We start from the raw sequence: 16,499 nt of genomic DNA on the forward strand, positions 1-16,499 counted from the left end.
CCTGTCATGTCTCAACGTTTTAGCGGTAAAACCGTGGTCATCACCGGCGCCTGCCGTGGTATTGGTGCCGGCATCGCCGAGCGCTTCGCCCAGGAAGGCGCCCACCTGGTGCTGGCCTCCAACGACCTGGAGCGCGTGACGTTCACCGCCGAGCAACTGGCCAAGCAATACGCGGTAGACGCCCTGGCCCTGGCCATTGATGTCACCGACGAAAGCGATATCGAAAAGCTCTACCACGACGCCCACGCACGCTTTGGCAGCATCGATGTGTCGGTGCAGAACGCGGGCATCATCACCATCGATCACTACGACAAAATGCCCCGCGCCGACTTCGACAAGGTGCTGCAGGTGAACACCACCGGCGTGTGGCTGGGCTGCCGTGAAGCGGCCAAATATATGGTCAAGCAAGGCAGCGGCCGGTTGATCAACACCTCTTCCGGCCAGGGCCGCCAGGGCTTCATCTACACCCCGCACTACGCGGCCAGCAAGATGGGCGTGATCGGCATCACCCAAAGCCTGGCGCTGGAACTGGCGCGGCACAACATCACGGTCAACGCGTTCTGCCCGGGCATCATCGAAAGCGAGATGTGGGACTACAACGACCGCGTCTGGGGCCAGATCCTCAGCACCGACGAGAAACGCTATGCCAAGGGCGAGTTGATGGCCGAGTGGGTCAAGAACATCCCCTTGCGCCGCGCGGGCAAGCCGTCGGATGTGGCGGGCCTGGTGGCGTTTTTGGCCTCCGACGATGCTGCCTACCTCACAGGCCAGGCCATCAATATCGACGGCGGCCTGATCATGTCGTGACGCGCCGCGCCGGTTTGGTATCCTGCCCGGCATTGATTTCACCACTGAGGCCTTCATGAGCCAGATCGAAGAACAGCGCCTGATCACCAAGATCGCCAGCCTCTATTACGAGGAAGGGCTCAAGCAGTCCGAGATTTCCACGCTGCTCGATTTGTCGCAGTCTTTCATCAGCCGCGCCCTGCGCCGGGCGTTGCAGGACGGCGTGGTGAAAATCACCGTGATGCGCCTGCAAGGCCTGCACCTGGAACTGGAAAGCCAGCTGCAACGGCGCTACGGCGTGCGCCGGGTGATCGTGGTCGAAGCCACCGAGCCGGGCAACGATGAAAGCATCAAGCAGGCCATCGGCTCGGCCGCCGCCCACTACCTGGAAACCAGCCTGTCGCCGCACGACCATATCGGCATCTCGTCATGGAGCAGCACCATCCGCGCCATGGTCGGTTACCTGCATGCCCAACCCGGCAAGCAAGGCGCCGAGGAAGTCGTGCAACTGCTGGGCGGGGTCGGCCACAAGGGCGCCTTTGAAGCCACCCTGCTGACCCAGCGCCTGGCCACCCTGCTCAACTGCCCGGCGTTTTTGTTGCCGTCGCAAAGCATTGAGCAATCGGTGCAGAGCAAGCAGCGCATCGTCGAGATGGAAGAGGTCAAGGAGGTGCTGCACCGCTTTGACAGCATCACTCTGGCGATTGTCGGCATCGGCGACCTGGAGCCCTCGCAGCTGTTGCGCAACAGCGGTAACTACTACACCGAAGACATGCTGCGCCTGTTGGCCGAGCGCGGCGCCGTGGGCGATATCTGCCTGCGTTACTTCAACGCCCAGGGCCAGCCGGTGCTGGAGGAAGACGAAGAATTCGTGGTGTCGGTGGCGCTGCCCAAGCTGCGCTCGATCCACCGCGTGCTCGGCCTGGCCGGTGGCTTGAACAAGGTCCAGGCGATTCGTGGCGCGCTCAAGGGCGGCTACCTCGACATCCTGATCACCGACCTGGACACCGCACTGGCCCTCAACGATTGACCCTTTAAGGAGACTGCCCGCCATGACGTCCAAACTTGAACAACTCAAACAGTTCACCACCGTGGTCGCCGACACCGGCGACCTGGAAGCCATCACCCGCCTGCGCCCGGTGGACGCCACCACCAACCCGTCGCTGCTGCTCAAGGCGGCGGGCATCGCCGATTATGCCGACCTGCTGCGCAGCGCCGTGAGCCACGCCAAAGGCGACGTCGACCAGGCCTGCGACCGCTTCGCGGTGGCGGTGGGTTGCGGGATCTTGCAGGTGATACCGGGGCGTATCTCGACCGAAGTCGACGCCCGCCTTTCATTCGATGAAGAAGCCTTGTGGGCCAAGGCCAACCAGTTGATCGCCCTGTACGACGCCGCCGGCATCGGCCGCGAGCGCGTGCTGATCAAACTGGCCTCCACCTGGGAAGGCATCCGCGCCGCCGAGCGCCTGGAAAAAGCCGGTATCCAGACCAACCTGACCTTGCTGTTCTCCTTTGCCCAGGCCGCCGCCTGCGCCGACGCCGGGGTGTTTCTTATTTCGCCGTTCGTGGGCCGTATCTACGACTGGTATCGCAAGCACACCGGCCTTGACTACACCGGCGCCGAAGACCCGGGCGTGCAATCGGTCACGCGTATCTACGACTACTACAAGGCCAACGGCATCGACACCGTGGTGATGGGCGCAAGCTTTCGCACCCTGAGCCAGATCGAACAACTGGCCGGTTGCGACCGCCTGACCATCAGCCCGGACCTGCTGCAAAAGCTGGGTGAAGACCAGGGCCCCCTGGCGCGCAAACTGGTGCCCGCCGCCTCCGGTGAAGCGCGGGTTCACCTCAATGAAGCGCAGTTTCGCTGGGCCTCCAACGAAGACGCCATGGCCACTGAGAAACTGGCCGAAGGCATTCGCCAATTCGCGCGGGACCAGGAAAAGCTCGAAGCGCTGTTGGCGGGGTTGTAACCCACTGCGGGCCTGAGCCGACGCACAATCGGCTCAAAACGGCCCTTGGGTGGCCACGCGCTCATCGATAAAGGCACGCAACCGCGCAATACGTTGCGTGTAGGCGTCGCTCAAGCAGCTCACCGTTGCCCCGCAGGCATGACGCTGCTTGAGCCAGGCCGCCTCGTTTCAACAGCGCTCTCCTCAAGGGCGGACACCTTGCCCGTAACGGTGGATCGCCAGGCAATAGCCGATCAGCGCCAGGGCCGCCACGGCCCCACCCACCAGGCCGATCCAGGCAAAGCCAAAGTGGCTGCCGACCCAACTGCCCATCAGCGCACCGCCGCCGATCCCGATGTTGTAGATGCCGGAGAACATCGCCATGGCCACGTCCGTGGCATCCGGCGCCAGCACCAGCACCTTGGACTGCATCGCCAGGCCAAAGCTCATGATCGCCATGCCCCAGAACACACTCAGCATTACCAGGTAGGACTCTGCCCCGCTCAATGGCAGCAGCAACAACAGGCACAGGGCAAGCACGCCGACGGTGATCACCACGTACAGGTGCGGGTTGAAGCGGTGCACCAGGCTGAACAACAACGAGCCGATAATGCCCGCCCCGCCAAACACCAGCAGGATCAGGGTGACGGCATTGCCGCTCATACCGGCCACCCCTTCGACAAAAGGCTCTACGTAGCTGTAGGCGGTGAATTGCGCCGTCACCACCAGCGCAGTCAACACGTACAGCGCCACCAGCGCCGGGCGCTTGAACAGCAGCGGCAAGCTGCGCAGCGAACCGGAGTTCTGGCTTGGCAACAATGGCAAGGTGCGCGCCAGCCAAAACACCAGCCCGGCGGCGAACACGCCGATCACCAGAAAGGTGGTGCGCCAGCCCATGGCCTCTCCCAGCAAGCGGCCCAACGGAATACCCAGCACCATCGCCAGCGACGTGCCCGTGGCCAACAGCCCGAGCGCCTGCACCTGTTTGCCCGCAGGCGCCAGGCGCACCGCCAGCGACGCGGTGATGGACCAGAACAGCGCATGGGACAGCGCAATCCCGACACGGCTGATCATCAAGACGATGAAGTGGGTAGAAAGGCTCGACAGCACATGGCTGGCAATAAACAACCCGAACAGCACGATGAGCAGCTTGCGCCGCTCCACGTTACGCGTCAGCAACATGACTGGCAGGGACGTGAGCGACACGATCCAGGCATAGATGGTCAGCATCAGCCCGACTTGGGCGGTGGGCAGGTCAAAGCTGGCGCCAATCGCGCTGAGCAAGCCTACGGGGACGAATTCGGTGGTGTTGAACACAAAGGCGGCCAGCGCGAGAGCGATGACCGGTTGCCAGTTGGTTTGCGGTGTGACTGTGGAAAGGCTCATTTACGGGTCGTCATACTCAGTTGCGCGCAGATCCAGTCGGCCCGATACCGTCCTTGAGCTGCGCGAAAAAAATAGTAACACGCCGTGTTATGGATCCACCTGCCCCATCAGTTCCGCCACCGACTCCGGCCGTTTGGCATAGCGCTGTGCAAGCGAGGCGCACACCATCAGTTGGATCTGGTGAAACAGCATCAACGGCAAAATCAGCACGCCCATGCTCGCCCCGGCAAACAACACCTGGGCCATGGGCACGCCGGTGGCCAGGCTCTTTTTCGAACCGCAGAACAAGATGGTGATGCGGTCTTCCTGGCTGAACCCAAAAGCCTTGCCCAGCACGGTCGAGGCCGCCAGCACCAGGGCCAGCAACACGCAGCACGCCACCACCAGGCCACCCAGTTCCCACAGCGGCAACTGGTGCCAGATGCCTTCGTTGACGGCTTCGCTGAACGCGCCGTACACCACCAGCAGGATCGAACCCTGGTCGACGAATTTGAGCCAGGCCTTGTTGCGCGCCACCCAGTCACCGATCCAGCGGCGGGCGATCTGCCCGGCGATGAACGGCAGCAGCAGTTGCACGCTGATTTTCAGGATCGCGTCCACGGTGGAACCACCGTCACCGTGCACATTGAGCAGCAAGGTCACCAGCAGCGGCGTGAGGAAGATGCCGAACAGGCTCGACGCCGCCGCGCTGCAAATGGCCGCCGGGATGTTGCCCCGGGCCAGGGAGGTAAAGGCAATCGCCGACTGCACAGTGGCGGGCAGCGCGCAGAGGTACAGCATGCCCATGTACAGGTCTTTGCCGATCAGCGGCGACAGCACCGGCTTGAGCGCAAGCCCCAACAGCGGGAACAGCACGAACGTCAGGCTGAACACCAGCAGGTGCAGGCGCCAGTGCCCGGCACCGGCGACGATGGCCTGGCGCGACAGCTTGGCGCCGTGCAGGAAAAACAGCAGCGCGATAGCCAGGTTGGTCACCCAGCCGAATGCCACGGCGGTCTGGCCGCTGGCGGGCAACAACGAGGCCAGGGCGACCGTGGCGACGAGGGTCAGGGTGAAGTTGTCAGGCAGGAAACGGGGGCGGGTCATAAGCAGGATCTTCCGGGGGTTGCCAAGAGCGTCGGTGCGACTCTAACTTAACGCCATATTACCGACTAACGCCAATGAGCCAGTAAATGCCGCCTAAAGGACATGACAAGACCGTGCGCCGCAGCGTCCCCGGGCTTTCCAGCCTGCCGCGCCCGTTGTATGGGCGTACCGAATCGCTGCCCAACCGGGCGCTGACCCGCCGCCACAGTCACCCGTGGGTGCAGCTGTCTTATGCCATTTCCGGGGTGTTGGAGATTCAGACCAGCGCCGGGCGCTTTATCGCACCGCCCCAGCGCGCGGTGTGGATCCCGGCGGGCGTGCCGCATCGCGTCTTCAGTTCGCCGCATACCGAAATGCGCAGCCTGTACCTCGATGGCAGCGTCACGCCCTGGGCGCCCGAGCGTTGCCAGGTACTGGCGGTGAGCAGCCTGCTGCGCGAGCTGATCCGAAGCTTCAGCGAGTTGCCGGTGGAATATGCCGAGGACGGCCCCGACGGGCGACTGGCGCAAGTGGTGCTCGACCAATTGGCCGCCGCCCCCAAGGTGGACCTGATGCTGCCACTGCCCCATGACAGCCGCTTGCGCCAGATCTATCGCAGCCTGGACCTGCACCCGGAACAACAGACCACCCTGGGCCAGTGGAGCGAAAAGCTGGCCATCAGCGAGAAAACCCTGAGCCGCCTGTTTTTGAAGGACACCGGCCTGACGTTTCGCGCCTGGCGCCAGCGCCTGCGCCTGCTCAGCGCCCTGCCCGCCCTGGAGCAAGGCGAGCGCGTCACCGATGTGGCGCTGGCCTGTGGTTATGAGTCCACCTCGGCCTTTATCAACGCGTTCCGTCAGCAGTTCGACGCCACACCGGGGGAGTTTTTCCCTTAGGCGCCGTGCCCGGTCAACAGCTCACGGGTGGCGGCAGCGACGTCGTCCTTGCGCATCAAGCTTTCACCGACCAGGAACGTGTTGATGCCCGAGCCTTTGAGGCGCTGGCAGTCGGCATGGGTGAAGATGCCGCTTTCGCCCACCAGGAACTTGCTGGCTGGCACCAGGGACGCCAGGCGCTCGCTCACCGACAGGCTCACCTCGAAAGTGCGCAGGTTGCGGTTGTTCACCCCCAGCAACGGCGAAGACAACTTCAATGCACGCTGCAACTCTTCCTCGTCGTGCACTTCCACCAGCACGTCCATGCCCAAGTCCATGGCCACGCCCTCAAACTCGGCGGCCTGGCCATCGGTCAACGACGCCATGATCAACAGAATGCAGTCGGCGCCCCAGGCGCGGGCTTCGTACATCTGGTAGGTGTCAAACATGAAGTCCTTGCGCAAGGCTGGCAGTGTGCACGCATTGCGTGCGTCCACCAGAAATTGTGGCGACCCCTGGAAGCTGGGGGTGTCGGTGAGCACCGACAGGCAGGCAGCGCCGCCCTCTTCATAGGCCCGGGCCAGTGCGGGCGGGTTGAAGTCTTCGCGAATGAGCCCCTTGGACGGGCTGGCCTTCTTGATCTCGGCGATCAGCCCAAACGCGCCCTGCGCCTGCTTGGCCTTCAAGGCGCTTAAAAAGCCACGGGTGGGGGCCTGGTCCAAGGCCATGGCCTTGATATCCGCCGGGGAGATCGCGGCCTTGGCGGCGGCAATTTCCTGGAGTTTGTACGCTTCAATCTTCTTGAGAATATCGCTCATGCCCAACCCTTATGTATTAACGTGACAATGGATACCAACTTTCAATCGTATCAACCATGTAGTCGTGCAACACTTTCGCGGCAGGCGATAGTGCAGCGTACTTTAATGACGCCACGGCAATCGTTCGTTTCTCTGCCGGTAAAAAAGGATACATCTTTACCGAACTTTTATAATTGCGGGCCGTTAATTCAGCCATGACACCCACCCCCAACCCGCTGTCTACCATGGCAATAATCGCGGCATCATCAATACCCCGCGCACGGGTTTTAAGGGCAATTTTATTCTGGCTCAATAACCCTTGTATTTCCTTGCCGTAATCATCGCGCTGAACCACGCCATCTTGTTCGGACAATTCGGCCACCGTGACAAAGTGCCGATGAACCGGTTTGAAGTGGGCCGGCGCAATACAGACCAGCGGGTCATCATAAACCGGCACTAACTCCAGGCCCGGCGCACCGGGAACCGTGACAAACCCCAGGTCGACTTTTTGTGTCAGCAGCCAATCGGTGACGTCTTCGTAGCCGCCCTGTTCAACCACCACACGGATGTGGGGATAACGCTGGGTGAAACCGCTGATGAGCCTTGGCACCCAGGCAATGCTGACGCTACTGAACGCGCCCAGGTGCACCGTACCGGTCTGCAACCCCTGCAACCTGGCGGCCTGCTGGTGCAACGCTTCGTTGGCATTGAGCACCGCGCGAACCGATGGCATCAAGGCTTCACCACTGACGGTGAGCTTTACGCCACTGCGGTTGCGCACGAACAAGGAAAACCCCAGGTCCTGCTCGAACGCGGTCAATGCATGGCTGACCGCACTCGGCGACAGGTGCAATTGCTGGGCGGCCGCCGCCAGGCTGCCCCGCTCGGCAATGGCAATAAACACTTCATAGGCACCGAGTGACACGGCAGACCTCCTCGACTGAACAGGGTGTGCCTGCCTGGCTTACCGCTACCCGAATGCGGCAGAAACTTACCCGGTAACTTAGTGTTTAGCAAGCACGCCACTTATTGGATCCAGAATAGGCCTGCGCACACTTCTTGGATGAATTTTTTGCACGCCCACCGTCAAAAATGCCACTTTTCTTAAAGACTTTTGCTCAATAACATTCACTCGCCTGCCCTCTTCAGCGTTCAACTCAGGCCCACTGACTCTCTTGAAAATGGACTTTTACCTTTATGACTAGAGGAAAAACTCCATGCCCAGAACCTTTGAAAATACCCACTATTGCGATTACGTCATTGTGGGGGCTGGCGCGGCCGGCTCGGTTATCGCAGCACGATTAGGCGAAGACCCTAAATTGACCATTCGGGTATTAGAAGCGGGCCCCGCCGACCACACGCCTTATATTCATATACCCGCAGGCTTTGTTAAAACATTGAGCCGGGCGGACATTACCTGGCCCTTCAAGACCGAGCCCTCTGCCGGTTCAGGCCATCGCCGCATCAGTACCACCCAAGGGCGCGTCGCGGGCGGTTCCAGTTCCATCAACGGGATGATTTATGTGCGCGGCCAACCCCAGGACTACGACCACTGGGCCAGCCTGGGTAACACCGGTTGGGGTTATCAGGACGTGCTGCCCTACTTTGCCAAGAGTGAGCGCCGCATCGGCGACGGCGGCGACGGGATTCGCGGCCGTCAGGGCCCCATCGCCGTCAGCGACATGGACTGGTTCCACCCGATTTCCGAGGGCTTCATGCAAGCGGCGGTGGAACAGGGCCACCGGCGCAACCCCGACTACAACAACGGCGACCAGGCTGGCACCGGTTACTTCCAACGCACCATTGACCGGGGCTATCGCGTGAGCGCTTACCGGGCGTTCCTGAAACCTGCGATGAAGCGCGGCAACATCACGCTGACCACCCACGCCTGCGTCGACCAGATCCTGATGAACGGCAAGCGCGCCATCGGCGTGCGCTACCGCAGCCAAAAAGACGGGCCCGAATTCTACGTGATGGCCAGCAAGGAAGTGATCCTGTGCGCCGGTGCGGTGAATACGCCGCGCCTGTTGCAAATCTCCGGCATCGGCCCGCAAGCGCTGCTGGCGCAACTGGGCGTTCCGCTGGTGCACGACGCCCCGGGCGTAGGCGCCAACCTGATCGATCATTACTCGGCCCGCATGGTCATGCGCGCGCGCCCCGAAAACGTCACGCTCAACGAACTGGCCCGCTTGCCCCGGCTGGCCGGGCAACTGCTCAAGTGGGCGTTCAAGCAACCCAGCATCCTGGCGCAGGTGCCGTCGCAGGTGTACCTGTTCTGCAAGTCCCAGGAGGACGTCGCCACACCGGACCTGCAATGCGTGTTCACCCCCGGCAGCTACAAGGAAGGCAAACACTACATGCTGGACGCCTACCCCGGCGTCACGGGCGGCTGGTGGCAACATCGCCCGCTCAGTCGTGGCTACGTGCAGGCGCAATCGAGCGACGTGTTCCAGGACCCGCTCATCCAGCCCAATTACCTGGAACACCCACTGGACCAGGACGTGATGGTGGCGGGCATGAAGATCATCCGCCGCTTACTGCACGCCACTGCCCTGTCCAAGTACCTGACCGAAGAAACCATCCCGGGGCTGGCCACCCGCACCGACGAGCAAATGCTCGACTTTTGCCAGCGTCACGGCTCCACCGGCTACCACTTGGTCGGCACCGCCAAAATGGGCCCGGCCTCGGACCGCATGGCCGTGGTAGACGCCCAACTGCGGGTGCATGGCCTCGACAACCTGAGAGTCATCGACGCGTCGGTGATGCCCATGATCACCTCGGGCAACACCTACGCCGCGACGCTGATGATCGCCGAAAAAGGCGCCGACCTGATCAAGGCCTGGCGCTACGCCTAGTCCCCGCGTGCGTTGCGCCGGATCGTCTGTGGCGGGTGCCCGAAGGCCCGCAGAAACGAGCGGCGCATGCGCTCACGGTCGACGAAGCCCGTGTGCTGCACCACGTAATCCATGGCGTGATGCCCCTCCTCCAACAACAACCGCGCCGCTTCCACCCGCAAGCGTTCGATGGCCTTGGCCGGTGACTGCCCGGTTTCGGCCAAAAACGCCCGGCTGAACTGGCGCGGGCTGAGGTGCGCCACCTCCGCCAGCAACGGCACCGACAACGCCAGGCGCAGGTTTTTTCGCGCATACGCCAGCACTGCCTGGATACGGTCGGACTTGGGCGCCAGTTCCTGCATCACCGAAAACTGCGACTGCCCCCCCGCCCGGCGGTGGTACAGCACCAGCTTCTTGGCGACGATCGTGGCCAGGTCGCGGCCGTGGTCTTCTTCCACCATGGCCAAGGCCAGGTCGATACCGGCAGACATCCCGGCCGAAGTCCAGAGCGGGCCGTCATGGATGAAAATGCGGTCTTCCTCCACCTTGATCGCCGGGAATTGGCTTTGCAGCTTCGCGGTATACACCCAGTGAGTGGTGGCTCGCCGCCCATCGAGCAAACCGGCCCTGGCCAGCACAAACGCGCCCACGCAGATCGAGGCAATGCGCGGCACACGGCCGCTTGCCTTGCGCGCGAACTCGACCACCCCCAGCGGCGCACCCACGCCGCTGCCGAACAGCAACGTGTCGTAGGGCGAATCGTCAAACGCATGGGAGTGAATGTGCACCCCCATCGAACTGCGGATCGGCCCGCCAGTTTCCGACAACACGCTCACCTGATACAGCGGCTTGCCGGTGTGGTTATTGGCGATCTCGAACACCGACAACGCCGCAAACCCCATCACCTGATCGCCGTGGCCCAAGACGTACCCTATACGGTGTTCCAAGGCAGCCTCCCGAGACGTCCTAAATAGCGGCAAAAACGACATTTGTGACACAAGCGGCGACTGTATCTTCTTTTCCAGGCCACGAGAAGTCGGCGCCACCCACCCAACAGAGGCACGCCATGCAGTTCAACGACACCGCCCCCGTCATGCCCAAACCGCTCGGCCCGCCGCCGTGGCTGGCCAAACTGGCGGACGACGCCACCGTGCAAGGTGTGGTGCTCAAACGCCCGGTGCACGGCAAGGGCGCCATCCTGGCGCTGATCAAGCACGCCATTACGCTGTATGACTTCCAGGACTTCACCTACCGCGGCGACACCGGCGACGGGTTTTTCATGGAGTCTTACCGCGCCACCGTGCGTGGCGTGCCCATCGAATGCGCGGTGTGGGTGCATTACAACGCGGCCGGTGAGGCCGACTCGCTGATGATCAACCATTACCCGCTGGAAGCCGCGCTGCTGTTTTCACGCTTGATGTATGAAGCGGTGGGTGACCAGTACGGCGACCTGTACCTGAACGATGGCGAGCCTGGCCGCCAGGTTGAGGGGTAACGCAGGTTTCACGCGTCTTTGAAGCCCGGCAAGCCGTTGGCGGCGCGCCATGCCTTGAGTGTCTGAGTAATGCCGAGCGCCGAGTCATCGGCACCGGCTTCTGGATAAAAAATCAGATCAGAGCCTGCGGGGTGCCCACAGATACGGTTGAAGTGGTGCACACCGTTGTTTTCGTCCTCCTCGCTCTCGTCATCACCCAGGATGCGCTGAAGAAATTCGACGAACTCGTCTTCTGTGTAATCGGAAAGGCTGCTTTTCAACGTCATTTATCGGCTCGGTCAGCGGCGCGCCACTGCGTGACTGTTTGGATCACCCCGTCAGCAGAACGACATTAAATGAGGCCCGTAGCCCTTGGCTGGCAAGGATGAATCAGGGATGACGGCCATCGCACCTATGGCCTGTGGGACCTTAGGTGAACAATCAGGTAAGCGGGTGTGGGACAGTTCTTGAAACCTAGTAGGAAAGGACTCGCAAGTACCGGTGTCGGGCCGCTGCGCAGCCCGCTCTCCTCAGCGTAGGGATCGGCTCAGCTGCCCTCCCCACCATGGGCTTCTTCAAAGAAGTAATCCTTCCAACTGCCCGCCTTGTTTTTCAGCACGCCCAGTTCCTGCAACTTTTCGGCGTAGATGTAGGTGCGTTGCGGCACCACGGTAAAGTCGATTTCCGGGTCTTCGACGATTTTCTGCACCAGCTCCAGCGGCAACTTCGACTGTTCCACCCGGATGTAGGCCTGGGCCGCTGCCGGTTTGTCGGCCTTGATGAGGGTGGCGGCCTCGGCCAGTGCGTCGTAGAACGCCTTGTAGGTCTTGGGGTTTTCGTCGTGGAATTTCTGCGTGGTGTAGAGCACGTTGAACGTGGCCTGGCCGCCCAGGATGTCGTAGCTGCTCAGCACTTTGTGCACGTTGGGGTTCTGCAATTCCTGGTATTGGAACGGCGGGCTGGAGAAGTGCGCGTTGATCTCCGAACCGCCGGCGATCAGCGCGGCCGTGGCGTCGGGGTGGGCCAGGCTGATGGAGATGTCATCGAATTTCTTGTACTGGTCATTGCCGAACTGCTTGGCCGTTTCGATCTGCAAGGTGCGCGACTGAAAGCCCACGCCCGCCGCAGGGACGGCGATGCGGTCTTTTTCGCTGAAGTCCTTGAGGGTCTTGACCGCAGGGTTGTTAGTCAGCAAATAGTTGGGCATCGAGCCCAGCGAGGCGATGGCCTTGACGTTCTGCTTGCCTTTGGTGCGGTCCCACAGGGTGAGCATCGGCGGCACGCCCGCCGACACCACGTCCAACGCCCCGGCCAGCAGCGACTCGTTCATCGCCGTCGCGCCGGAGATACTGTTCCAGTCCACCTGAATGTCCAGGCCCTGTTGCTTGCCGTGTTTTTCGATCAGGTGCTGGTCACGCACCACGTCGAGAATCAGGTAGCCGATACCAAATTGCTGGGCAATGCTGATCTTGCCTTCGGCCTGTGCCAGCGGGCTGAGCAAGGCACTGGCCGACACTGCGCCTGCCAGCAGGGTCAACGGGAGATGTTGGAAAAACCGGGCCATGGGACCTCCTTGTAAAGGGAAAAAAACCGGACTTACACCGCCTTGTGGCGACGGTTGAAACACACCAGGTCGATCTCGACCAGCGCCTTGCGGCCCAGCCGAGTGACGCCGACGGTGGTGCGCGACGGCAGTTTTTGCGGGTTGTTGAAGTACTGCACGTAGACGCTGTTGAAGGCGGCGAAGTCGTTGTCGTAGTCGCTCAGGTAGATGCGCACGAACAGCGTGTCATCCAGGCCGTAGCCCGCGTGGTCGACGATGCGCTTGAGGTTTTCAAAGCACAGGTGGGCCTGGGCCTCGATGCCGTCGCGCAACTCGGCGGTGGGGTCGTCGGGGTCGGTCGGCAACTGCCCGGTGACGTACAGAAAGCCGTCCGCCTGCACCGCATGGGAGTACATCGCCGAGGGCGGTGGCGGGCTGGCGTCGGGGACGAAGTGGTGCACGGTGTCCTGGGTCATTCGGTCAATCCTCAAAAAAGTCAGAGCGCCTCGAGCGCCTTTTGGAAACATTCAACGGGGGCCAGGGCCACGCCGATCCCGATCCAACCGGTTTCCCCGTCACGGTGGGCGATGCCGGTGTGGATCCGCACCGGCTCACCGGCGGCGGCCACACGCCGGGCGTCCAGGCCCAGCCCTGCGCCTGCCACGCCCGCCAGGGCCGGGGCAATCAACGGGTGGGTGTCGATGAACAGGTGACGCATGCGCTGCCCGGTGGCTTGTGCGCCGGGCCAGTCCTGCAACATCTGGCGCGCCAGTTCGGGCGCGGCATGGGCCAGGGTGCCGCCCAGACCGTAGGCCTCGACGATGGCGCTGTCGCCCAGGTCTGCCTGGCCGTCGCTGGGCCGATGAGGCGGGAAAAAGTAGCCCTGTGGTTGCGTCACCGCATGGGTAAACCAGCGCGCCCCGGCCCCGGCGATGCGCACACCGCAGTGCACGCCGTTGCGGGAGATCGCGGTGACGATGGAGGAACCTTCCACACCGCTGGCTCGGTCCAGCGACACCTTGGCCGCCGCCATGGCGTAGTTCAAAAAGTGCTGCGGGTTGCCCAGTAGCCATTGGCTCACAGTGCTGGCAAGCGCTGGCAACTGGCGCACAAACGCGTACATGGCGCCGACATTGCGCTGATGGGTGTCATCCCCCAGCGCCGCGCCCTGGGATATCAACGGCAACAGCGCCAGCCCCTCGCCCGGCAAGGCGTGCAGGATGCCGGGGCCGATCACCTCATCGAGGTAATCGAGCTGCTCGGCGACAGCCGCGTCGTAACAGCCAAAGCGCAACGCCCGGCGCCCGGACTCGGCCAGGGTGGCATGCACCACTTCGCTGCCCGCACGGTTTTCGATACGCATCAACCGTTGACCGGGACGCACCACACCCGCCATCGGCGAGACGGTGCCCAGGTCATGGTTGGCATGCAGTTGGACCTGACCGTCGAGGATCAGGCGGCGCGCGGCCGCCATATCGCCGGCCCAGCCTTCGTGCACCGTGGCCCCGGCCAGCGCATTGAGTACCACGGGCGGGATCGCGTCGGTGCTGACGAACGGCGGCCCTGCGTGACCCAAATGCCCCTCTGCCAGCCCCAGCGCGACCGACGCCCGCTCGCTGCCCACCAGCACCGGTTCGCTGGCGAGAATGCGCTGCACCGCCACGGCATTGGCCTGTGCTTCAGACATAGGTCACCGCCTCGGGGACGCGCTGATGGGCCAAAAAGGCTTGGGCACGGTGTGTCTGCGGCGCACTGAAAAATGCCGCTGGCGTGGCGGTTTCGACGATGCGTCCCTGGTCCATGAACACGATGCGATCGGCACTGCGCCGGGCGAATTCCAGTTCGTGGGTGACCACCACCATGGTCATGCCCGCTTGCGACAGCGTCTGCATGATCGCCAGCACCTCGCTCACCCGCTCGGGGTCGAGGGCGCTGGTGGGCTCGTCAAACAGCAACAACTGCGGCCGGCTGGCCAACGCCCGGGCAATGCCGACCCGCTGTTTTTGCCCGCCGGACAAGGTCGCCGGGTACACACCGGCCTTGTCGCTCAGGCCCACCTGGTCCAGCAGCGCCAGGGCCTCGGCCTGGACCTCCGACTTGGGCCTGCGTTGCACATGCAGCGGCGCTTCCATCACGTTCTGCAACACCGTCAGGTGCGGCCACAGTGCGAAGTTCTGGAACACCATGCCGGTTTGCGTGCGGATATGCGCGATGCCGCGCTCCGACATCCGGCTGCCGTCTGCGTTGAAACCGATGCGCTGCCCGGCGATCTGGATGCTGCCGCTGTCGGGCACCTCCAGCCAGTTGAGGCAGCGCAGCAAGGTCGACTTGCCCGCACCGGACGGGCCGAGCAGGCACAGGGTTTCGCCCTTCGCCACCTGCAGGTCGATCCCGTGCAACACCGGGCGCCCGGCAAAACTCTTGTTCAACCCCGTCACCTGGAGGGCGATGGGGGTCGGACCGTTCAAAGACGTCATTGGTAGCGCTCCGCCTTGCGCCGCAACATCGACACGCCCAGCTCGATGACGACGCAAATCAGCCAGTAGAAAAACACCGCCGAGAACAACGCGGCAAACGGGATGTAGTAGTTCGATTGCAGGCTGTTGGCCGCCGACGTCAGCTCGGGCACCGCAATGATGGTGAGAAAGGACGTGTCCTTGACCACCTGGATCATTTGGTTGCCCAGCGCCGGTGCACTGGCGGTCCACAGGTTCGGCAAAATCAGGCGCCGCGCCAGTTGCACGCCGCGAAAACCAAACGCCAGCCCGGCTTCGATTTCTTCGCGGGGCCGCGCCAGCCAGCCGGCCCGCAGGATCTCGGCGACATAAGCGCTGTGGTACAGCAGCAACGCCAATAAGCCGGATTGAATATTGCTCAGGCGCAGCCCCAGCGACGGCAACCCGTAATACACCAGGTAGGCCAGCAGCAGGAACGGCGTACAGCGCATCAGTTCGATAAACCCGCGCAGCACCGACGCCAGCCAGCGTTGGCGGCCCATCAGCAGCAGGGTCAGGCCGCAGCCGACCAGCAGCGACAAGCCCCCCGCCACGGCCGACAACACCGCGGTCAACGCGGCGCCGTCGAGCAGGTCACCCACGTGCGCCCAGGCCACGATCAACTCATGGCCGATCATGCGAGACGCGCCTTGTATTGACGTTCCAGGTAACGCTGCAGGCTCACCACCAGCCAGATGATCAGGATGTACAGCACCAGGGCCGCGATCAGTGGGGGCAATGGCCGGTAGGTGTTGGCGCCAATGCGCACCGCCGTGCGGGTCAACTCGACAATGCCGATCACCGCCGCCGCCGGGCTGTTTTTGATCAGGATGGTCATTTCATTCACCAGCATCGGCAGCACCTGGCGGCCCACTTGCGGCAGCACGATGCGCCGCAAACGCAAGGCCGCGCCCATGCCGCCCGCTTTAGCGGCGTCGAGTTGGTCGCGGGGGAACTGCGCAAAGCCGCCGCGCCAGATCTCGCAGTTAAACGCCGAGGTATTGAGGGTCATGGCCAGGATCGCGGCGGGCGCTGCCGAAATGTCGTAGCCCAGCGCCGGGGTGATGAAAAACACCGCCAACACCAGAGTCAACAAGGGCGTGGCGCGCACCACGCTGATATAGGCCGCCAGCAGCGGGCCCAGCACCGGCAATTGCCAGCGCCGCAACAGCGCCAGGCCCAGGCCGACGAATTGGCCCAGCACGATGGCCACGGCCGTCAGCCCGAGCGTCACCAGGGCACCCAGCAGCAAGGGGCCCGGTTCCAGGCCCCATTGAGTGAAGTTCATG

General features: G+C 62.9%; 18 protein-coding genes. 6 read left to right on the forward strand and 12 right to left on the reverse strand.

Features of this window, described 5'->3' with window-relative positions:
* Positions 1-6 precede the first annotated feature (6 nt).
* The 3 genes from ACW9H9_RS06790 to tal are packed head-to-tail and all read left to right on the forward strand — an operon-like array spanning position 7 to position 2,762.
* Positions 7-807 (forward strand): glucose 1-dehydrogenase, encoded by an 801-nt coding sequence (locus tag ACW9H9_RS06790; RefSeq protein ID WP_457342391.1) that lies wholly within the window; start codon positions 7-9, stop codon positions 805-807.
* A gap of 55 nt (positions 808-862) precedes the next feature.
* Complete coding sequence (locus ACW9H9_RS06795; protein ID WP_457342392.1) at positions 863-1,816, forward strand: sugar-binding transcriptional regulator; 954 nt, start codon at positions 863-865, stop codon at positions 1,814-1,816.
* A 22-nt stretch (positions 1,817-1,838) separates the two neighbouring features.
* A complete protein-coding gene (tal, locus tag ACW9H9_RS06800; protein ID WP_457342393.1) occupies positions 1,839-2,762 on the forward strand; it encodes a transaldolase in 924 nt (307 codons plus the stop codon).
* Positions 2,763-2,945: 183 nt separating this feature from the next.
* On the opposite strand, the gene ACW9H9_RS06805 is transcribed toward tal, so the two are convergent.
* Together ACW9H9_RS06805 and ACW9H9_RS06810 are read right to left on the reverse strand one after the other, a co-directional pair.
* Positions 2,946-4,127: a sugar transporter gene (locus ACW9H9_RS06805; RefSeq protein WP_457342394.1), complete on the reverse strand. Its 1,182-nt coding sequence runs from the start codon at positions 4,125-4,127 to the stop codon at positions 2,946-2,948.
* Positions 4,128-4,214: 87 nt separating this feature from the next.
* Positions 4,215-5,213 (reverse strand): bile acid:sodium symporter family protein, encoded by a 999-nt coding sequence (locus ACW9H9_RS06810; RefSeq protein WP_457342395.1) that lies wholly within the window; start codon positions 5,211-5,213, stop codon positions 4,215-4,217.
* Between the two features lie 86 nt (positions 5,214-5,299).
* Here ACW9H9_RS06810 and ACW9H9_RS06815 point away from each other — a divergent pair, with 86 nt between their 5' ends.
* A complete protein-coding gene (locus tag ACW9H9_RS06815) occupies positions 5,300-6,088 on the forward strand; it encodes an AraC family transcriptional regulator (RefSeq protein WP_457342396.1) in 789 nt (262 codons plus the stop codon).
* Here ACW9H9_RS06815 and trpC read toward each other — a convergent pair.
* The gene (gene trpC / locus ACW9H9_RS06820; protein WP_457342397.1) at positions 6,085-6,891 is read right to left on the reverse strand and encodes an indole-3-glycerol phosphate synthase TrpC; all 807 of its coding nucleotides are present in this window, start codon (positions 6,889-6,891) and stop codon (positions 6,085-6,087) included. The two genes, ACW9H9_RS06815 and trpC, sit on opposite strands and share 4 nt — an antisense overlap.
* Positions 6,892-6,901: 10 nt before the next feature.
* Positions 6,902-7,789, reverse strand: a complete 888-nt coding sequence (locus ACW9H9_RS06825) for a LysR family transcriptional regulator (protein WP_457342398.1) — start codon at positions 7,787-7,789, stop codon at positions 6,902-6,904.
* 292 nt (positions 7,790-8,081) lie between these two features.
* Between ACW9H9_RS06825 and ACW9H9_RS06830 the strand changes: the two genes are divergently transcribed.
* Positions 8,082-9,719, forward strand: coding sequence for a GMC family oxidoreductase (locus tag ACW9H9_RS06830; RefSeq protein WP_457342399.1), 1,638 nt, complete (start codon positions 8,082-8,084; stop codon positions 9,717-9,719).
* Here ACW9H9_RS06830 and ACW9H9_RS06835 read toward each other — a convergent pair.
* Positions 9,716-10,600: a GlxA family transcriptional regulator gene (locus ACW9H9_RS06835; protein WP_457342437.1), complete on the reverse strand. Its 885-nt coding sequence runs from the start codon at positions 10,598-10,600 to the stop codon at positions 9,716-9,718. The genes ACW9H9_RS06830 and ACW9H9_RS06835 overlap by 4 nt on opposite strands.
* Before the next feature lie 164 nt (positions 10,601-10,764).
* Between ACW9H9_RS06835 and ACW9H9_RS06840 the strand changes: the two genes are divergently transcribed.
* Positions 10,765-11,193 carry a hypothetical protein gene (locus tag ACW9H9_RS06840; protein WP_457342400.1) on the forward strand — a complete coding sequence of 143 codons (429 nt, stop codon included), beginning with the start codon at positions 10,765-10,767 and terminating at the stop codon, positions 11,191-11,193.
* A gap of 8 nt (positions 11,194-11,201) precedes the next feature.
* Here ACW9H9_RS06840 and ACW9H9_RS06845 read toward each other — a convergent pair whose 3' ends face one another.
* The 7 genes from ACW9H9_RS06845 to ACW9H9_RS06875 form a co-directional block, all read right to left on the reverse strand.
* The gene (locus tag ACW9H9_RS06845; RefSeq protein ID WP_457342401.1) at positions 11,202-11,459 is read right to left on the reverse strand and encodes a bacteriocin immunity protein; all 258 of its coding nucleotides are present in this window, start codon (positions 11,457-11,459) and stop codon (positions 11,202-11,204) included.
* Positions 11,460-11,719: 260 nt separating this feature from the next.
* Positions 11,720-12,736, reverse strand: coding sequence for an ABC transporter substrate-binding protein (locus ACW9H9_RS06850; protein ID WP_457342402.1), 1,017 nt, complete (start codon positions 12,734-12,736; stop codon positions 11,720-11,722).
* Positions 12,737-12,768: 32 nt separating this feature from the next.
* Positions 12,769-13,191 carry a RidA family protein gene (locus ACW9H9_RS06855; RefSeq protein WP_457342403.1) on the reverse strand — a complete coding sequence of 141 codons (423 nt, stop codon included), beginning with the start codon at positions 13,189-13,191 and terminating at the stop codon, positions 12,769-12,771.
* Positions 13,192-13,211: 20 nt separating this feature from the next.
* Positions 13,212-14,402 (reverse strand): oxamate carbamoyltransferase subunit AllG family protein, encoded by a 1,191-nt coding sequence (locus ACW9H9_RS06860; protein ID WP_457342404.1) that lies wholly within the window; start codon positions 14,400-14,402, stop codon positions 13,212-13,214.
* Complete coding sequence (locus ACW9H9_RS06865; protein WP_457342405.1) at positions 14,395-15,192, reverse strand: amino acid ABC transporter ATP-binding protein; 798 nt, start codon at positions 15,190-15,192, stop codon at positions 14,395-14,397. The genes ACW9H9_RS06860 and ACW9H9_RS06865 overlap by 8 nt, the downstream gene beginning before the upstream one ends.
* On the reverse strand, positions 15,189-15,848 hold the full coding sequence (locus tag ACW9H9_RS06870) for an amino acid ABC transporter permease (RefSeq protein ID WP_457342406.1): 660 nt from the start codon (positions 15,846-15,848) through the stop codon (positions 15,189-15,191). Before ACW9H9_RS06870 ends, ACW9H9_RS06865 begins: the two co-directional genes overlap by 4 nt.
* On the reverse strand, positions 15,845-16,498 hold the full coding sequence (locus ACW9H9_RS06875) for an amino acid ABC transporter permease (RefSeq protein WP_457342407.1): 654 nt from the start codon (positions 16,496-16,498) through the stop codon (positions 15,845-15,847). The genes ACW9H9_RS06870 and ACW9H9_RS06875 overlap by 4 nt, the downstream gene beginning before the upstream one ends.
* Between the last annotated feature and the right edge of the window lies 1 nt (position 16,499).

Source organism: Pseudomonas sp. SDO5215_S409 (assembly GCF_054071325.1).

Excerpts from the sequence above, each read along its gene's own strand:
- ACW9H9_RS06860 (WP_457342404.1), bottom strand. The coding sequence starts at position 14,402 with ATGTCTGAAGCACAGGCCAATGCCGTGGCGGTGCAGCGCATTCTCGCC.
- ACW9H9_RS06845 (WP_457342401.1), bottom strand. The coding sequence starts at position 11,459 with ATGACGTTGAAAAGCAGCCTTTCCGATTACACAGAAGACGAGTTCGTC.
- ACW9H9_RS06850 (WP_457342402.1), bottom strand. The coding sequence starts at position 12,736 with ATGGCCCGGTTTTTCCAACATCTCCCGTTGACCCTGCTGGCAGGCGCA.
- ACW9H9_RS06790 (WP_457342391.1), top strand. The coding sequence starts at position 7 with ATGTCTCAACGTTTTAGCGGTAAAACCGTGGTCATCACCGGCGCCTGC.
- ACW9H9_RS06865 (WP_457342405.1), bottom strand. The coding sequence starts at position 15,192 with ATGACGTCTTTGAACGGTCCGACCCCCATCGCCCTCCAGGTGACGGGG.
- ACW9H9_RS06830 (WP_457342399.1), top strand. The coding sequence starts at position 8,082 with ATGCCCAGAACCTTTGAAAATACCCACTATTGCGATTACGTCATTGTG.
- ACW9H9_RS06815 (WP_457342396.1), top strand. The coding sequence starts at position 5,300 with ATGCCGCCTAAAGGACATGACAAGACCGTGCGCCGCAGCGTCCCCGGG.
- ACW9H9_RS06810 (WP_457342395.1), bottom strand. The coding sequence starts at position 5,213 with ATGACCCGCCCCCGTTTCCTGCCTGACAACTTCACCCTGACCCTCGTC.
- ACW9H9_RS06855 (WP_457342403.1), bottom strand. The coding sequence starts at position 13,191 with ATGACCCAGGACACCGTGCACCACTTCGTCCCCGACGCCAGCCCGCCA.
- ACW9H9_RS06840 (WP_457342400.1), top strand. The coding sequence starts at position 10,765 with ATGCAGTTCAACGACACCGCCCCCGTCATGCCCAAACCGCTCGGCCCG.
- ACW9H9_RS06805 (WP_457342394.1), bottom strand. The coding sequence starts at position 4,127 with ATGAGCCTTTCCACAGTCACACCGCAAACCAACTGGCAACCGGTCATC.
- ACW9H9_RS06835 (WP_457342437.1), bottom strand. The coding sequence starts at position 10,600 with ATGGGGTTTGCGGCGTTGTCGGTGTTCGAGATCGCCAATAACCACACC.
- ACW9H9_RS06875 (WP_457342407.1), bottom strand. The coding sequence starts at position 16,498 with ATGAACTTCACTCAATGGGGCCTGGAACCGGGCCCCTTGCTGCTGGGT.
- ACW9H9_RS06795 (WP_457342392.1), top strand. The coding sequence starts at position 863 with ATGAGCCAGATCGAAGAACAGCGCCTGATCACCAAGATCGCCAGCCTC.
- tal (WP_457342393.1), top strand. The coding sequence starts at position 1,839 with ATGACGTCCAAACTTGAACAACTCAAACAGTTCACCACCGTGGTCGCC.
- ACW9H9_RS06870 (WP_457342406.1), bottom strand. The coding sequence starts at position 15,848 with ATGATCGGCCATGAGTTGATCGTGGCCTGGGCGCACGTGGGTGACCTG.